The organism is Providencia sp. PROV122 (genome assembly GCF_028482365.1).
GTDB classification, from domain to species: Bacteria; Pseudomonadota; Gammaproteobacteria; order Enterobacterales; family Enterobacteriaceae; genus Providencia; species Providencia stuartii.
Genome location: NZ_JAMPQI010000010.1, coordinates 32,949 through 48,206, shown reverse-complemented (window position 1 = coordinate 48,206; position 15,258 = coordinate 32,949). Strand labels below are relative to the sequence as shown.

At 41.3% G+C, this 15,258-nt stretch carries 14 protein-coding genes; 8 read left to right on the top strand and 6 right to left on the bottom strand.

The features are described 5' to 3' along the window. Positions 1 to 2,139, bottom strand: a complete 2,139-nt coding sequence (gene nrdD / locus PSE69_RS08635; RefSeq protein WP_121874801.1) for an anaerobic ribonucleoside-triphosphate reductase — start codon at positions 2,137 to 2,139, stop codon at positions 1 to 3. A 1,778-nt stretch (positions 2,140 to 3,917) separates the two neighbouring features. On the opposite strand from nrdD, the gene PSE69_RS08630 reads away from it, so the two are divergent. The 8 genes from PSE69_RS08630 (at position 3,918) to PSE69_RS08595 (ending at position 11,256) form a co-directional block, all read left to right on the top strand. Continuing rightward, positions 3,918 to 4,469: a fimbrial protein gene (locus PSE69_RS08630; RefSeq protein WP_004915868.1), complete on the top strand. Its 552-nt coding sequence runs from the start codon at positions 3,918 to 3,920 to the stop codon at positions 4,467 to 4,469. Positions 4,470 to 4,683: 214 nt separating this feature from the next. Continuing rightward, positions 4,684 to 5,262: a fimbrial protein gene (locus PSE69_RS08625; protein ID WP_088498744.1), complete on the top strand. Its 579-nt coding sequence runs from the start codon at positions 4,684 to 4,686 to the stop codon at positions 5,260 to 5,262. Between the two features lie 57 nt (positions 5,263 to 5,319). After that, positions 5,320 to 7,839 (top strand): fimbria/pilus outer membrane usher protein, encoded by a 2,520-nt coding sequence (locus PSE69_RS08620; RefSeq protein ID WP_060561475.1) that lies wholly within the window; start codon positions 5,320 to 5,322, stop codon positions 7,837 to 7,839. A gap of 28 nt (positions 7,840 to 7,867) precedes the next feature. Then, on the top strand, positions 7,868 to 8,599 hold the full coding sequence (locus tag PSE69_RS08615; RefSeq protein ID WP_060561474.1) for a fimbrial biogenesis chaperone: 732 nt from the start codon (positions 7,868 to 7,870) through the stop codon (positions 8,597 to 8,599). A gap of 31 nt (positions 8,600 to 8,630) precedes the next feature. Further along, entirely contained in the window at positions 8,631 to 9,059 is a 429-nt protein-coding gene (locus PSE69_RS08610; protein ID WP_060561473.1) for a hypothetical protein, read from the top strand. Next, complete coding sequence (locus PSE69_RS08605; RefSeq protein WP_004915879.1) at positions 9,052 to 9,585, top strand: fimbrial protein; 534 nt, start codon at positions 9,052 to 9,054, stop codon at positions 9,583 to 9,585. Before PSE69_RS08610 ends, PSE69_RS08605 begins: the two co-directional genes overlap by 8 nt. Then, positions 9,585 to 10,118 carry a fimbrial protein gene (locus PSE69_RS08600; protein ID WP_004915882.1) on the top strand — a complete coding sequence of 178 codons (534 nt, stop codon included), beginning with the start codon at positions 9,585 to 9,587 and terminating at the stop codon, positions 10,116 to 10,118. Before PSE69_RS08605 ends, PSE69_RS08600 begins: the two co-directional genes overlap by 1 nt. Positions 10,119 to 10,131: 13 nt before the next feature. Beyond that, positions 10,132 to 11,256 carry an adhesin gene (locus PSE69_RS08595; protein WP_306169839.1) on the top strand — a complete coding sequence of 375 codons (1,125 nt, stop codon included), beginning with the start codon at positions 10,132 to 10,134 and terminating at the stop codon, positions 11,254 to 11,256. Between the two features lie 604 nt (positions 11,257 to 11,860). On the opposite strand, the gene PSE69_RS08590 is transcribed toward PSE69_RS08595, so the two are convergent. From PSE69_RS08590 to pyrI, 5 genes are all read right to left on the bottom strand, one after another. Next, positions 11,861 to 12,814, bottom strand: a complete 954-nt coding sequence (locus tag PSE69_RS08590; RefSeq protein WP_121875222.1) for a hypothetical protein — start codon at positions 12,812 to 12,814, stop codon at positions 11,861 to 11,863. Between the two features lie 165 nt (positions 12,815 to 12,979). After that, the gene (locus tag PSE69_RS08585; RefSeq protein ID WP_004915890.1) at positions 12,980 to 13,147 is read right to left on the bottom strand and encodes a hypothetical protein; all 168 of its coding nucleotides are present in this window, start codon (positions 13,145 to 13,147) and stop codon (positions 12,980 to 12,982) included. 419 nt (positions 13,148 to 13,566) lie between these two features. Continuing rightward, positions 13,567 to 14,016: a GNAT family N-acetyltransferase gene (locus PSE69_RS08580; protein WP_004915894.1), complete on the bottom strand. Its 450-nt coding sequence runs from the start codon at positions 14,014 to 14,016 to the stop codon at positions 13,567 to 13,569. Positions 14,017 to 14,294: 278 nt separating this feature from the next. Continuing rightward, positions 14,295 to 14,681 (bottom strand): 2-iminobutanoate/2-iminopropanoate deaminase, encoded by a 387-nt coding sequence (ridA, locus tag PSE69_RS08575; RefSeq protein ID WP_004915899.1) that lies wholly within the window; start codon positions 14,679 to 14,681, stop codon positions 14,295 to 14,297. 104 nt (positions 14,682 to 14,785) lie between these two features. Further along, positions 14,786 to 15,250 (bottom strand): aspartate carbamoyltransferase regulatory subunit, encoded by a 465-nt coding sequence (gene pyrI / locus PSE69_RS08570; protein WP_121875221.1) that lies wholly within the window; start codon positions 15,248 to 15,250, stop codon positions 14,786 to 14,788. Between the last annotated feature and the right edge of the window lie 8 nt (positions 15,251 to 15,258).

Below are 15,258 nucleotides of genomic sequence, written 5' to 3'. Positions count from 1 at the left end.
TTAACCTAACTGCCCATTACCTAGGTGTTTGATACGTCGCTTCACTTCTTCTTGCTTGCCTGCATTAAATGGGCGTGCATCAGGGCTGCCAAGGTAACCACATACTCGGCGGATCACTGAGACACGGTTAGTATCATGGTTACCACAACGAGGGCAAACAAAGCCTTTACTGGTACAGTTAAACTCACCCGTAAATCCACACTCATAACATTCGTCTATGGGCGTATTTGTTCCATAATATGGAACATGCTCATAACTGTAATCCCAAACATCTTCGAGCGCTTTGAGGTTATGCTGCAAATTAGGATACTCGCCATAGCAGATAAAGCCCCCATTTGCGATGGCAGGGTAAGGCTGTTCAAAGTCTATTTTGTCGTATGGGTTCACGCGTTTTTCAACATCAAGATGGAAGCTATTTGTGTAGTAGCCTTTGTCTGTCACACCAGCTATTACGCCAAATTCAGCAGTATCAAGGTGGCAAAAACGATCACATAAGTTTTCACTAGGTGTACTGTACAGGCTAAAACCATAGCCAGTTTCTGCTTTCCACTCATCTGCTGCTTGGCGTAGGCGGTTAACAATCGCGATGGCTTTTTCCCTTAAGTGCTCACTGTCGTAAACATGGTTTTGCGTACCAAATAGTGCATTGATGGTCTCATGTAGCCCGATATAGCCGAGCGAAATTGAGGCTCGACCCTTTTTAAAGATTTCTGCAACGCTATCATCAGCGGCTAATCTTACACCGCAAGCCCCCTCCATATAGAGAATTGGCGCGACACGTGCTTTGACGTTTTCAAGGCGTGCGATCCGTGTCATAAGGGCTTTTTTAGCAATAGATAAACGTGCTTCTAACAGTTGCCAAAATGCGTCTTCATTGCCTTGTGCTTCAATGGCAATACGAGGCAAATTAAGGCTGATCACCCCTAAATTATTGCGACCATCATGAATTTGTTGCCCCGCTTCTTCGTAGACCCCTAAGAAGCTACGGCAGCCCATGGGGGTTTTAAACGATCCGGTCACTTTAACAACTTGGTCATAATTAAGGATATCGGGGTACATGCGCTTGCTAGCACATTCAAGGGCTAACTGTTTGATATCATAGTTAGGATCACCAAATTGGTGGTTTAATCCTTTTTTAATGGCAAAGACCAATTTAGGGAATACGGCTGTTTTACGATTTTTGCCTAAACCTGCAATACGATTTTTCAAGATGGATTGTTGGATTAAGCGCGCTTCTTTCGAGGTGCCAAGACCAAAACCAAAGGTGACAAAGGGGGTTTGCCCATTCGCGGTATGCAATGTATTGACTTCATATTCTAGGGATTGGAAAGCATCATAGCACTCTTTTTCTGTTTGGCAGTCAGCATAACCTTGAGCATCATTGATCCCCCACGTTTCAGCCGTTTTAAGATGTTTTTCATAGCTGATGCGTACATAAGGAGCCAGAATTTCATCGATGCGATTAATCGTCGTACCACCATAAATATGGCTAGCAACTTGCGCAATGATTTGTGCAGTCACAGCGGTTGCTGTTGAAATTGATTTTGGCGGTTCGATCTCTGCATTGCCCATTTTAAACCCTTGCGTAAGCATGCCTTCAAGATCGATCAACATACAGTTAAACATGGGGAAAAAGGGGGCATAATCAAGGTCGTGATAGTGTATTTCTCCTCGTTCATGAGCGATAACGACATCACGAGGCAAAATATGCTGTTTGGCATAGTGCTTAGCCACAATACCAGCAAGTAAATCACGTTGAGTCGGGATCACTTTACTGTCTTTATTGGCATTTTCATTAAGCAGTGAAACGTTGCTTTGTTCGATAAGGCCGCGAATATCATGGGTAAGTTGGCTGCGTTTTTCGCGAGCACTATCCCTATCATGGCGATATTCAATATAGGCTCGAGCGAGGTCTTTATAAGGGCCTGACATTAGTTGATTTTCAACAGCATCTTGGATCTCTCGAATATCGACTTTTTCACGGTTGCCAAGTTGCTCTGTGACCGTTGTAGCAACTTGAAGGCAATAGTCATCATCCTGAATATTCACAGCCGCTGATGCACGTTTTATTGCCTCTTGAATTCTTTGGAAGTCAAAGTTCACTTGGCAACCATCTCGTTTAATCACAACCGTTTTCACTGAAATGCTCCTTGTTGAGTTATCCACAACCTTAAACCTAGCGATAAGTTTCCGCTGCATGTGCGAAGGGAATGTGGATAAAACTGTGAATAAATACTATATGTAGTGTTTGATTATGTAATTAAAGCACAATATATAGTTTATTGCTCTTTTTTAGCTATCGATAATTTGATCCACAACAAGGAAAAAAATAAATTGTATGAATATCAAAAGCGGAGGAGATGAAAAATAAAAACGCCCCTAATTATTTAGGATGATGGCAACCTTGAGCACGTGATAGGTTTTCGAACAAATGGTTCTTTCCAACAGCGAGATATATCGAACGGTGACCTAAGTTGTGTCATTACTGCAATTGGCAACTTAAATGAGACTCTCCTATGCCATCATCATTGGATGAATGGAATATCACGCTCCCCCTGAACTGGCTTATGCTCTTTCCCGCGGAAGAAGCCATATTTCCCACTTTTTACCGTTCAAGAGCTAGCGCATTTCTGACAAGATTTGGCGGGTTATATAGGCAAAGTGGCCACCAAAACTGCGGGCCAAATTATTTTGTTGACCATTATCAGAGCATAGGCGTGGCTCTGGATATTAATATCCAGTTGATAATCGATTAGTCGTATTGTCGATGGAGGATTTGAGTCGGTGAAGATTTTGAGGATAGGGCTTTGATAAGGGTATTGTTGGCATTTAAAGAGCGCTGATATGCGATGATGAGTAATATTTTTATTTCACTGTTAAAAAACAATAAATTATCATTAAATAAATTTAATAGCGAAAATCGATAACGCATTTAATGAGTAATTAAGGTGAGTTATATTGTATTTAATGGGTTACACCTATGTTTATTATGGGTGTTCTTAGAGTGTGTCTAAGTTTATGAGTATTTTTTCTATTTTTTAATGGTGCCAAAAAATAAGCAATATTGAGGTTTTTTGTTTTATTATTGAAAAAAATAAAGCTATATCTCTTATAAAAATATCAAAATAATTAAATATGTAACAAAATGAAAATAGCGTTAAATAAAATCAACATACTCTCATTAAGAATAAGACATTGTTTGGAGATTTATATGATTTTGATTATCATGATTTATTGTAATCCATTGATATATAGGAACCAAATTAATATTTGGTTATGTCGATGCCATTAATAACAAATATTTAATAGTTATCACCTATCGAAATATGGAGACTTATCGTTAAAAACGTATTTACTCTAAATGGGGTTGGTTCTATATTCGCCATCAATTTATTATTTCAAAAATATCAAAATAATAGTTTTATTTTATGAATTTTTATTTGAGAAACTAAATTTAATATGGCAATAAAAATTCATTAAATATAAATATTGAGATTGTTTAAATAAAATAAGTTAGTGTAATTATTTCACGGAATGTTAATAATTAAATGTTAGATGTTTCTCCTATTTTAAGTCGATGAAATCAGTAATTAATATTTTAATTCCGGATACTATGCTCAACATTTTCGGGGAAATCTGACAGAATTTATTCTGTTCAGTCATGGTTAACTATGACGGCAAAATGTCAAATTAATTAATTCTATTTTAAGATTATATATAAATAAATTATATGGGTTAGCCTTAGCCTATAAGGAACTATTTGTCTCTTAGATATGGATAAGGGATAGGTAGCAGCAGGGACGATGTTTTTATTAATGATGTAACCTTTGCTTTATCAACAAAAAATGAAATTAACACTCTTCAATTTATGTGTGGTGACTGGTTTCTATTGTCTTTTTACTAGAAAGGAAAAATAAATGAAATTAACAAAATTAGCAGTTGCAACTGTATTTGCGGCGTCTGTTGTGTCATTTAGCGCAATGGCGGATAACACCGGAACGATTAACTTTGTGGGTACAGTTGTGAACACGCCTTGTAATATCGAGCAGTCTTCTCTGAAACAAACCGTTGATTTCGGTCAGCTGTCTCGTAAAGCGTTGGAAAGTGGTAAGCCTGCGGAAGCAGAGTTCGAGATCAAATTCACTGGCTGTGACTTTGCTAACTTTGGTAAAGATACTGAAGGTAACCCTGTTGCGGTGAAATCAATGGAACTCGTGTTTACTGGCCAAAGCTATGCAGATAAAGGCAACACGCTGCTGGCAACTTCCGCGGGGAATTCGAACAACCTCGGTATTTTGATTGATGGTTTTGAGTTCGGTAAAGCCACAGACGTTCTCCCTCGTATTGCCAACACAAATGGTGAAAATACTTTAATTTTTAAAGCATTGGCGAAAGCGGTTGATACCACTAAAGATGTTGCGGAAGGGCGATTCAGCGCCATCTCTAACTTCCGTATCACGTACCAGTAAGTCGATACATTGACCGTCAGTGAACGCTGGCGGCCAAGGGGCTCACGAAGAGGGGTAAAGTGTAATCTCGCCCTCTTCGTCTTCTCAATCGAAAGTCAATAAATTGATTTTCTTCATGGAGTTAACAACCTCTAACGACTGCCGTCAAACAGTATTTGTTTGTTAACAGTCATAACACAGGTGGATTTTTTTACTGTCTGCAAGGGAGAAACGGGTGGCTGTTTATCAACGCGTGAGTTTGCAAACAACAGGGATCCTCTTTTCGCTGATTTTGGGGGGCACATCGGCTTTTGGCGCCAACGAGGTGGGCATGCGCCATGAAGGTGTCACTCAACTGGTTGGCAGTGTGATCTCAACACCATGCTCGATTGTGATGTCAAATCGCGACCAAACGGTCGATTTTTCGTCGTTAACGTTGACGATGCTCTCAACCGCCGTGGTGCGTGAACAACAAACACGCCCTTTTGACATTGAGCTTCGTGACTGTGGCAGTGTGTACAGCACCCTTGACAGTAAAACATGGACAATACGTTTTGACGGGCAAGGGGCCGATAATATCGACGCATTTGCCTTGCAAGGGCCTTCTCAGGGGTTGGGCGTATCCGTGCTGGATAACACGAAAAATATCGTGATCCCTGGGGAAACCTATCCTTTGTTTGACAGTGTGTTACGGCAAGGTCAATCGGGGCAAACCCTCTTTTTGCGCTATTTTTTACGGCTCGAGCTGACAGGAAAGCCGCTACAAGCAGGACGTTATCACGGGCTGGTTCGTTTTTTTATCGATTATCAATAAAGCACAGAAGCACGTCTTCAATGATGACATTGAGGAGGCATTCTTGCTGTCTTTGGGATGGTACAGAGCATGATGTTCAAACTTAGCAAAGTCAGGCAGGCCGTTTTATTGGCGGTGAGCGTCAGTGCATGCACGGTGTCTGCAACAGAGTTCAATACTGACGTATTGGATGCGGAAGATATGCAAAACGTCGATATGAGCCAATTTTCCGTTGCGGGTTATGTGCCTCCCGGAGACTATGTGTTAACCGTGTTTGTTAACGGCCAGCGCTTAGGGGCGCCTCGTGATATCACGGTCTTAGCACAACATGCCATTTGCATACCGGCGAACTTACTGGATCTGATTGGCCTGAAAGATTCGGCAAAACAAAAAGTCACCCTTTCCGAGGCGGGGCAGTGCCTTGATTTTTCCGCGTTAACTGGGGTGAAATCGACGGTTGAATTGTCCACACTCTCACTGAAAATCACCATTCCCCAGTTATGGATGGAATACCGTGATCCAAACTGGACACCCCCGGCGTTATGGGAAGAGGGGGTGAATGGTGCCTTTGTGGATTATAGCGCCAATGCGTCTGTCATCGAAGAAAGTCGCGGGAGCAAACGGGTCTATTTATCCACCAATGGTACAACAGGTCTTAACCTCGGTGCTTGGCGTTTTCGTGGTGACTATAACGCGAACTACCAAAAACAGCACGGTGGCAGCAACCCCCAAGAAACCCACCGTTTTGATTTTAGCCGGCTGTATGCGTTTACCTCCTTGAAGAAATTAGCCTCTATTTTGACCATTGGGGAAAACTACTTCTATTCTGATGTGTTTGAGTCATGGCAATACAGTGGTATCGCCCTCGAAAGTGACGACCGCATGTTACCGCCTAAATTGGTGGGGTACGCGCCGGAAATTATTGGCGTGGCGAACACGAATGCCACGGTGATTGTGCGTAGCCAAGACCGCGTGATCTTAGAAACCACGGTGCCCCCGGGGCCGTTTCGCATTCAGACCTTGGACAGCGGCGTACGAGGGGTGCTCGATGTCACTGTGCGTGAAGAAAATGGCGAAGAGAAAACATTTAGTCTCAACACCGCCTCACTGCCTTATTTAACCCGCCCGGGGCGCATTATTTATAAGTTAGTGGCGGGTAAAACGCGCTATGACGGTCATCGCCTAACTGGTAAGCCGGTGATCAGCGGCGAGTTGTCTTATGGGTTATCTAATGCGTGGTCACTGTATGGGGGGACGCAACTGAATGGGGATTACCAAACCGCAGCGATAGGGATTGGACGAGACTTGTTTGCATTTGGGGCATTGTCACTCGATATGACGCAGTCTTTTGCCCGCTTTACCCATCACACGCTGCAAGGCCGCTCCTATCGCCTCAACTATGCAAAGTCATTTGATGAGTTACGCACGGATATTACCTTTGCAGGGTATCGATTTGCCGATAGAGATTACCGCACATTAAGCCAATTTATAGATCAAAGCCGTAGCGGTCATGTGGCGCGTGTGGCAAAAGAAAACTACCAAATCTATCTGAACAAGTATTTTGATAATTTCAGTTTATCGTTGAATTATCAATACAGTACTTATTGGCAAGATAAACCGCAAACGCAATATGGTTTATACGCCAGTACCAATATCAGCATACCTAGGCTATCGCAGCAAGATGCCAATATTTCATTATCGGCGACGCGTACCGAGCGTGATAACGGCTATAAAGATGATGCTATCAACCTGTATTTAACGGTTCCTCTGTATCGCGGGCACAATATCACCTTCTCCGAACGCTATTCACGTGCCGGTGAGTATAACCAATATAGCCACAGTGTCGGGTATAGCGGCTATAGCGATCGTGATAATTACAGCCTGAATGTGGGGTATAACCACGGACAGCATATGCAGAGTCAGTCGAGTTTCAGTGGCTATTATTCACGCGATCTGTCGCAGGCTAACTTATCCACGAACGTCAGTTATGTGCCACAACAATATCGCAGTTTTGGCGCCTCGATTAACAGTGGGATCACGGCGACGGCTCACGGGGTAGCACTGCACCGTTCAGCAAATGGCGATACCCGCTTAATGATTGAAACACCGGGGGTGGGGGATGTGCCACTGGACAGTGGCGTCATCAAAACCAACCGTTTTGGGATTGCGGTTATTCCTAACGTGAACAGTTACCGTAAATCGACGGCGTCGATTAACACCAGTCAGCTGCCAGAGAATTTAGAAACGTTACAGTCAACGACCGACATTACCTTAACCAAAGGCGCGATAGGTTACCGCCGTTTATCGGTGATGAAAGGGGAAAAACTGTTCGCCATCGTATCGTTGAGTGATGGCAAAAATCCCCCGTTTGGGGCCAGTGTGCGCAATGCTGACAACCGTGAATTGGGCATTGTGGGTGAAGAGGGGGTGACGTGGTTGGTCGGTATTTCCCCTCAAGAAATCCTGTCTGTTTATTGGGCCGGAAAGAAGCAGTGTGAATTACGCATGCCTGACAATGTCACGTCATTATCCAGCATGTTATTGCTGCCTTGCGCTGCGCCCGCGCTGTCAACGGCAAATGTAACGCCAGCAAAATAAGTCTTTTATTCGTTTTATGAGGTCAATGATGTTGAATTTAGGTCAAAGATTATGCCATATGTGGGTGGGTATCGCGGTATTTGTCTCAATAAGTGCCTACAGCGCAGTCACATTAGATAGAACACGCATCATTTTTCCGGGAACGGAAAAATCGATTAACGTCACCATTTCTAACGATAACCCTGAAGAAGCTTACTTAGCCCAAAGTTGGATTGAAGATTTACAGGGGAATAAGCTCACCAAAGGGGCTATTTTGGCGACGCCGCCGTTGCAACGCATTGAGCCCATGAGCAACAGTTTAGTGCGTTTAAGCACGACGCCGGCACTGAGCCAATTGCCACAAGATCGTGAGTCGGTGTTTTACTTCAATTTGCGTGAAGTGCCCCCTAAATCCACCGATGGCAATACCTTACAAATTGCCTTGCAATCACGGGTCAAACTGTTTTATCGACCGGCCAGTATTTTGCCTGAATCGGACACTAAGTGGGCGCATCAAGTCACATTAACAAAGATAGCGAAAGGTTATCGCATCAATAATACCACGCCATTTCACTTAACGGTGATTGGGCTAGGGAACAGTCAAGCCGCGGCTGAGCACAATTCATTTGATGTGGTTATGGTGCCGCCTAAGTCAACACAGGATGTGGTATCCCCCGCACTGTCCACACCGTATCTGACGTACATCAATGATTATGGTGGTAAGCCCACGCTGGCATTTCGTTGCCAAGGTGAGACTTGCACGGTAACGGGTGAGCCGTAATTTTCAGCGTATGAGCGAACGGGAAAGGACGATGCGTAAACACAACATGTTCATCAAAACAGCCGGGTACAACGCGGTACTGTTTGTTCTTGGCAGTGTCTTGAGCCAATGGGCGATGGCTAATAGCCCTGTGGCGAATACACCGATTAATCAATCGGACTACGAACCGCAGCATCAAGGCCAAATACAGGTGAGTGCCACGCTATTTAATGCCCCCTGCAATTTGTCGTTAGATAACACGCTGCGTTTGATTGGGTGTGGCGCGGGAAACAAGTACCAAGAAATGGCGGTGTTTAATGCAGCAGCCAATACCCCAGCGAGTGTGCGGCTTTACGATGTACAACGCGGGGTGTTTTCAGTGCGTTACCCGCTGTCTTTGCTAAATGGGGATAATCCAATCGACCTACCGACATGGATGAAAGATGGGCACACGGTGCGTTTAGAGGTGAGCTATGAATAGGGCAGCAAAGTATATTTGGCTGTTTTCGGTGGCGCTTTTCGGGGGAGCTTCTCAGGTACGCGCGGCCAATAGCTTAGATATTGAGTTGAGTGGTGAGCTGGTCAACACGGCATGCCAAGTGGCAGCCGGCTCTCTCCATCAGAAAATCACACTGTATAACTTGCGTTGGCAATTGATTAATGAAAATGGCACCAGCGCGGTGACGCCCTTTACCATTGCCATCGATAAGTGTAGTGCAACGGATTTACAAAAAAGTATTCAATTAACGTGGAAAAGCAGCGAATTAGTCACGATTGGCGGTGAGAGTTTTTTAACCACCAAAGGCGACAGTGGGGTCGTCTTGGGGCTGGTCGATCATGATGAAAAACCCCTTGTGTGGAATAAGCCGATGACGATGGGTGATGTCAGTGTGGTTGACGGCTTACAACAATTTGATTTTGGTGTTTTTGTCCGTAAACCCGCCACTGGCGAAGCTAATGTGGGCGATTTTTCCGGGATCGTGACCTTTCAGGTGGAGTACGAATAGTGATAAGACTGAATAAGCTCAAACAGCCTCTCGGGTTACTCCTGTTATTGACCGTATTAGAGAGCCACGCTGACGTTTTGGTGGATGTGACCGCCACCATGGTAGATCCCGCTTGTAATATTCGCAGTGAAAACAGCAGCTCACCGCTGAAAATTGGTTTCGGCACACTTAACCCAAACTCACTGAATACATCGGCGGCAGTGAACGATTTTTCACTCTATATCACGGGGTGTAATTTCAACAATACATTAGCTATCGTGTTGAGCCCCAAAGGGGGCAGCAGCGTGTTATATAACGGGAAAAATATTTTAGCGACCAGTATCAATGGGCTGGGTATTGATTTTAAAGAGGTGACGGGCGGTACGGTGCGTGCATTGGAAGTGAGTAAAAAGCAACGAATTTACCCCGAACGGGTGGACGCGACATTGTACCGCATGGATTTACAAGCGCAATTAGTGAGTACGGTGCCGATCAATCAATTGGCTCTGGGGAAATTTACGTCAACCGTCACCCTTTCTGTGACTTATCATTAGTAGGATCATGATTATGTTGAACTTAAAAGGCATTATTCTTACACACGGGTTGCAGTCTTTTAAAAAAAAGAAAATCGGCTGGGGGGGCATTGCATCAGGCGGTTTATTACTTCCCTCGATTGCCCTAGCAAACTATGCACCGATGATCCAAAACCCAAATGATGGCTATTTGATCACACTGGCGAGTAATAGCGCAATCGTTTCGACGCCTGTCACCGGCTCTGATGGTAAAAATTATTATCGTGTGGGGGAGCCGATAGTGATTAGTAGCATTGACTCAGCGGTTAAAGCAACGGGAGCGGCAAAATGTATTGGTAGAACTTGGGGGGGAACAAGTACGAGGATTATTGGTAGTGATAGTGCTTACCACAGGCTATTCATGTATGTCCCTGAAGCCGCTACGATAGAAGGCAAACCAGGTTATCGCATCAATAGTAACGTCGTGATGACCGTTGAGAGTAGAATGCTTAATTGGATCAATATTACGGGAGCTGGAGTTTGTGCGAATGCTTCGAGTACAGCGATGATAGCGTCGGCATCTAATTTTGGAGTACAGTTTCCCATCACCGTAACATTTTATATTAATGAGCGCATTATTGATGGTCAGGTGATGATTGCTGCTATGCCTCTTGGGGGGTATGTACGTGCATTTATGAACCCTAAAGTACCGCCAATCTATACATCTTGGCCATTAGAGGAAACAACGGTTCCAATGCGCTTACTCTCTTCAACATTAAATGTGGGCTCATCGTGTAATACCACCACGACCACTGGGCAAGCGGGGACAGTAAACTTACGGCATGGACACTTAAACACATTAAATTACGATAGTGTTGTCACTGAACAAGTGACTTATAACTGCAAGTTCGCTATTCCAACAAATGTCAGGTTACGCCTTGATTATGCAACAGACAATGACCCACAGAAACGTTTACCAATGACGAGTAGCCAAAATAGTAATCATAAAATCTACAGTAACTTGACCATGACCGATGAAACAACGGGTCAAACGGGTAAAGATTTTAAAATTGAGATTAAAGACCTAAGAACAATTAAAATTACGAGTCATATCCAAGGAACAAATGCCGCCGCGGGGGATTATAAAGGTTCGGCTTGGTTGATAGCGACATTTGATTAATTGTTTATGTTTTTTCTCGATAAGATAAAAGTAAGTTAATAAACGGCCTTGATAAAATATCAAAGCCGTTTATTGACAGGGGCAGGAAATGAGAAAATCTTCCTTAGCTAATTTTGAATATTTCATCAATATCAGCCCCCTAAGGGGATAACTGTTTTTCTTTTTCAGCGCTAATTAATAGCCAGTCATCACTGGCTGTTAATTGCCAATTCATCAAGAGTACTATTTAACTATTGTAACTTTACCATCAATAATGGATAGATAAGGCGTTGTTGTAAAGATTTCACCATCTGCATATTTTTATAATTATAAAATGCAATATTTAACTTGGTGATAGTTTTAGTCTAGAAAGAACAATGGGTTATCAATAATTAATAGCTTCCTACAACTGTGTATTACTGATTAATTCTTTTTGAATTTTGCTATTTTTAGCATTGGATTTAAACTAACCCTCTTTAACAGTTGTCTCTTGCTCTGCTAATAATGTCTATTCTTCATTAATGGGGAGAGAGTGGACATGGCTCTATCATCATTTGTGTAGGGCCATGTTTAACATGGCCCGAGTTTGAATTACTAATGAGGATTATTGATGTTTAAAGTATTATTATCTAGAAATAATAAATTTTTCACCATCAAAGCGTAATTTCGGATTAATACCAATAGACTGACCAGACTCTAAATCTTTAAAAGCGATTGGTGACTTAAAAACTGAAATAACACGATTATCAAGGTATTTAGAGATCTCACTATTACTAGAAATATTGAGTGGTTTTAACTGATACTGCTCTTTGTCGAAAAGCATAGAAAAACCAAGGGAGTTATAATATGATTCAACGCTCCCTCCATCTGCGGAACTTGATTCTTCTAACATCTCATTAAACAATAGTTTTATTTTTTTCTCATCTTGTCGGTTAAAAGCATCCCATATTTCGGTGTAAATCTCTTTTAATTTAGCTTGCTGATCAAGAGGGAGGTCATTAACAAACTCGATGTTATCATTAAATTGGTATGATGTAGTCCACTTCCAAGCTGGAAAATCTTCTCTGATATTAAATTGTTGAGTCATTCTATAATAATTATCATCGTTACCAATGAATTCAACCTTTAAATCATCCACTAGTTCTCCCCAGCTAATGTTCGAATTTTTATAGTGAGATGCTTTTTTTATGTTAAAATCAATATCTTCGTTTGGTCTGTAACTAATAAGTGAAATATGATTTAACTTATCACTTTCAAATCTATCTCTAGCTAGAAACTCAAAATTACACTCGGTACCTGTAGTGAAAATTTCGGAATTTTTATTTAGTGAAAATAATACAATTCTGATTTTATTATTTTTTTCTTTAAGAAAAGAACCAATACCAAATGTAGTGTTAAATTTATTCATATCAACATTATATATTAGCTTTACATCATTAATATATAGTTCTATCCCACATTGATTTAAATCAATGCCTATTTTATAGTCATATTTTTTTAGTTCATTATCATGCATTTTTGTGGCAGCAACATTAGATGAAATGAAGATCAACATTAATAATAGTATTTTCTTAATCATAATTTACCCGTTAAGATGATAAATAGGTATCGTACCTTCAGCCTTAGGAGCGAGAACTATATCTTCTGGGAGAAATTCTCATTTAAATTTATTGGTAGTAGAACCTGTTAATTGACTTATTCATTTCCCACTATACCAGCTTTAACCTAAAATTTATAATTGAATTTAAGTTACGGTTAAACCGATCCTATTTTTATCCACCACTAACCTAAAGTTAATACTGCCACTAAATTCCCCTTCTAATTTAGAAGTGAGCTTCATTTCATTATCAAAAGTTAGTTTTAATCCGCTGTCTAAGAGCCGAGCTTCAATGAAAAGGCCTTGTATAGCCATTCAAGTCTGGCTTATTGCGTGATTCCTCTTTTTCTTCCATATGCAGACAGAACTTACGCCATTTTTCTCCAGTTCCTGTACGAGTGAAAACAACATTAATAATATCAATTCATAATCCTAAACCAATAAGTGGTCCGAAGGAGAAGTCAAAGGGGTTGTTGTTAGCATTGTAATTAATATCGCTAATAGATATTTTCTAATGCTCGATTATATTTTAATCTATTGATATATAAGTGAATTATTTTTGGATAATCAAGGGTGACTCTAAAGATAAACCTCAATAGCATATTATTTGAGCAATACTTATTATCCTTTGTGATGGCTTTAATTGCCAATCCCATTGAATACAAAAAGACCCCCAATAATTGGTTGCCCAGTTATTGGAGGTCACTTCAAGTCACGCCTTTAAATCAAAAGGGTTATTGTTTGATTAAATCAAACTTAGCTAAATACTCCCCCCAATCAGCTAGGCCTTGAAATTCAAACCCGACACTCTGATAAAAGTGGTGTGCACCCACGTTATCGGTGTGATAGCCAATCATAATGGCAGGAATATTATCCTTATTTGATGACTTTATCTCATCAATTAATAAAAGCATGGCCTGCAAACCATAGCCTTGACGCTGATGAGATTCATCTATCATAAAGCGATAAATCCAATAATTCCCATCGTCAGGGTCAATGCCATACATGACTAACCCAACGAGTGTTTCTTGATGCTGGATCCCTTTAACGATAAACCGTGGTAAGAATTGGACTTCGGCAATTGAATATAAATTGGAAGCAATAAATTGTGATTGTTCCTCTGATACTTGCAAATCAGCACAATCTTCCCAGTTATCTTGATTCAGCTCAACAAGTGTTACCATTAACTTCTCCTTTTTAGAGAAGCAAACCTTCTCTAAATTATGAATGAATAGAATATGCAGTGAATTTATTTAGATTGTTTTTACGCATGGTAACCCCCTTAGTGAAATTGATGGCATAGCCGAATTGGCAATTTAAAATGCGGCTCAAATATGCCGGAATGGCGGTGAAATAACAAGATAGCGCACAAAATATTTTATTGTGTCGGTAGGAAATACATTGGGGCATTGATAAAAAAACCTGCCAATTTTATTTAGCAGGTTTTCCAATGATAGGTAAATTATTTACGAACAGCGATCGCTTCGATCTCGATTTTTACATCTTTCGGTAAACGGGCAACTTCAACGCAAGAGCGTGCTGGGAATGGTGCATTATGCTGCTTGAAAAACTCTTCATAAGTTGCATTTACGGTTGCGAAATCGTTCAAATCTTTCACAAATACCGTGGTTTTCACGATATTGGCAGCGCTAAGGCCTGCTTTTTCTAAGATAGCTGCCACGTTTGCGAGTGATTGACGAGTTTGTGCCGCGATATCTTCAGGCACTTCACCTGTTTTTGGATCAACAGGGATCTGGCCAGATGTAATGACCATACTGCCTAAGTCAACACCTTGAACATAAGGGCCAATAGCTGCCGGTGCGTTTTCTGTACTGATTTCGTATGACATAAATACTCCGTTTAATCAGGTAAAAAAGTGGTAACTTTCGCTTATAGAAGTTCAGTATAAAGCTTTGAAGCTCACATACAAAGCCGTGGTCACACGAATCTCATTTATTGGTTATTAATAACGGCGTTTCTGTCGAACTCTTTTTCACAAAATTTACAGGTTAGCGCCACTTCTTTGCCCATTTTTTTCACCTTAAAGCTACTAGACACCGGCTCATTATGGCTAATACAGTTACTATTTGGGCAAATCAATACATTGTCGATATATTCAGGTAATCGTAACTCTAATTTTTCAACCACTTGGTAGTCTTCGATACGATTAACGGTTGCTTCTGGTGCATACATCGCTAATTGGTTGGCTTGCTCTGGTGTCAAAAAAGTATTTTCGATTTTGATTAAATCTTTTTTCCCCAAGTTATTCGAGGGTAAATTTAAACCGATGGTAATGCGCTCATCTGTTAAGGTGAGTTTAAATAGACTCAATAGCTTAAAACCAATTTGAGCAGGAATATGGTCGATGACAGTGCCACAACTAATTGCTTCAACTTGTAATTTATGATCGTGTGTCATGATGTGTT

Bases quoted from the DNA above. Each gene is read 5' to 3' on its own strand.
- PSE69_RS08595 (WP_306169839.1), top strand. From the start codon at position 10,132: ATGTTGAACTTAAAAGGCATTATTCTTACACACGGGTTGCAGTCTTTT.
- PSE69_RS08580 (WP_004915894.1), bottom strand. From the start codon at position 14,016: ATGGTAACACTTGTTGAGCTGAATCAAGATAACTGGGAAGATTGTGCT.
- pyrI (WP_121875221.1), bottom strand. From the start codon at position 15,250: ATGACACACGATCATAAATTACAAGTTGAAGCAATTAGTTGTGGCACT.
- PSE69_RS08630 (WP_004915868.1), top strand. From the start codon at position 3,918: ATGAAATTAACAAAATTAGCAGTTGCAACTGTATTTGCGGCGTCTGTT.
- PSE69_RS08605 (WP_004915879.1), top strand. From the start codon at position 9,052: ATGAATAGGGCAGCAAAGTATATTTGGCTGTTTTCGGTGGCGCTTTTC.
- ridA (WP_004915899.1), bottom strand. From the start codon at position 14,681: ATGTCATACGAAATCAGTACAGAAAACGCACCGGCAGCTATTGGCCCT.
- PSE69_RS08615 (WP_060561474.1), top strand. From the start codon at position 7,868: ATGTTGAATTTAGGTCAAAGATTATGCCATATGTGGGTGGGTATCGCG.
- PSE69_RS08620 (WP_060561475.1), top strand. From the start codon at position 5,320: ATGGTACAGAGCATGATGTTCAAACTTAGCAAAGTCAGGCAGGCCGTT.
- PSE69_RS08590 (WP_121875222.1), bottom strand. From the start codon at position 12,814: ATGATTAAGAAAATACTATTATTAATGTTGATCTTCATTTCATCTAAT.
- PSE69_RS08585 (WP_004915890.1), bottom strand. From the start codon at position 13,147: ATGGCTATACAAGGCCTTTTCATTGAAGCTCGGCTCTTAGACAGCGGA.
- PSE69_RS08610 (WP_060561473.1), top strand. From the start codon at position 8,631: ATGCGTAAACACAACATGTTCATCAAAACAGCCGGGTACAACGCGGTA.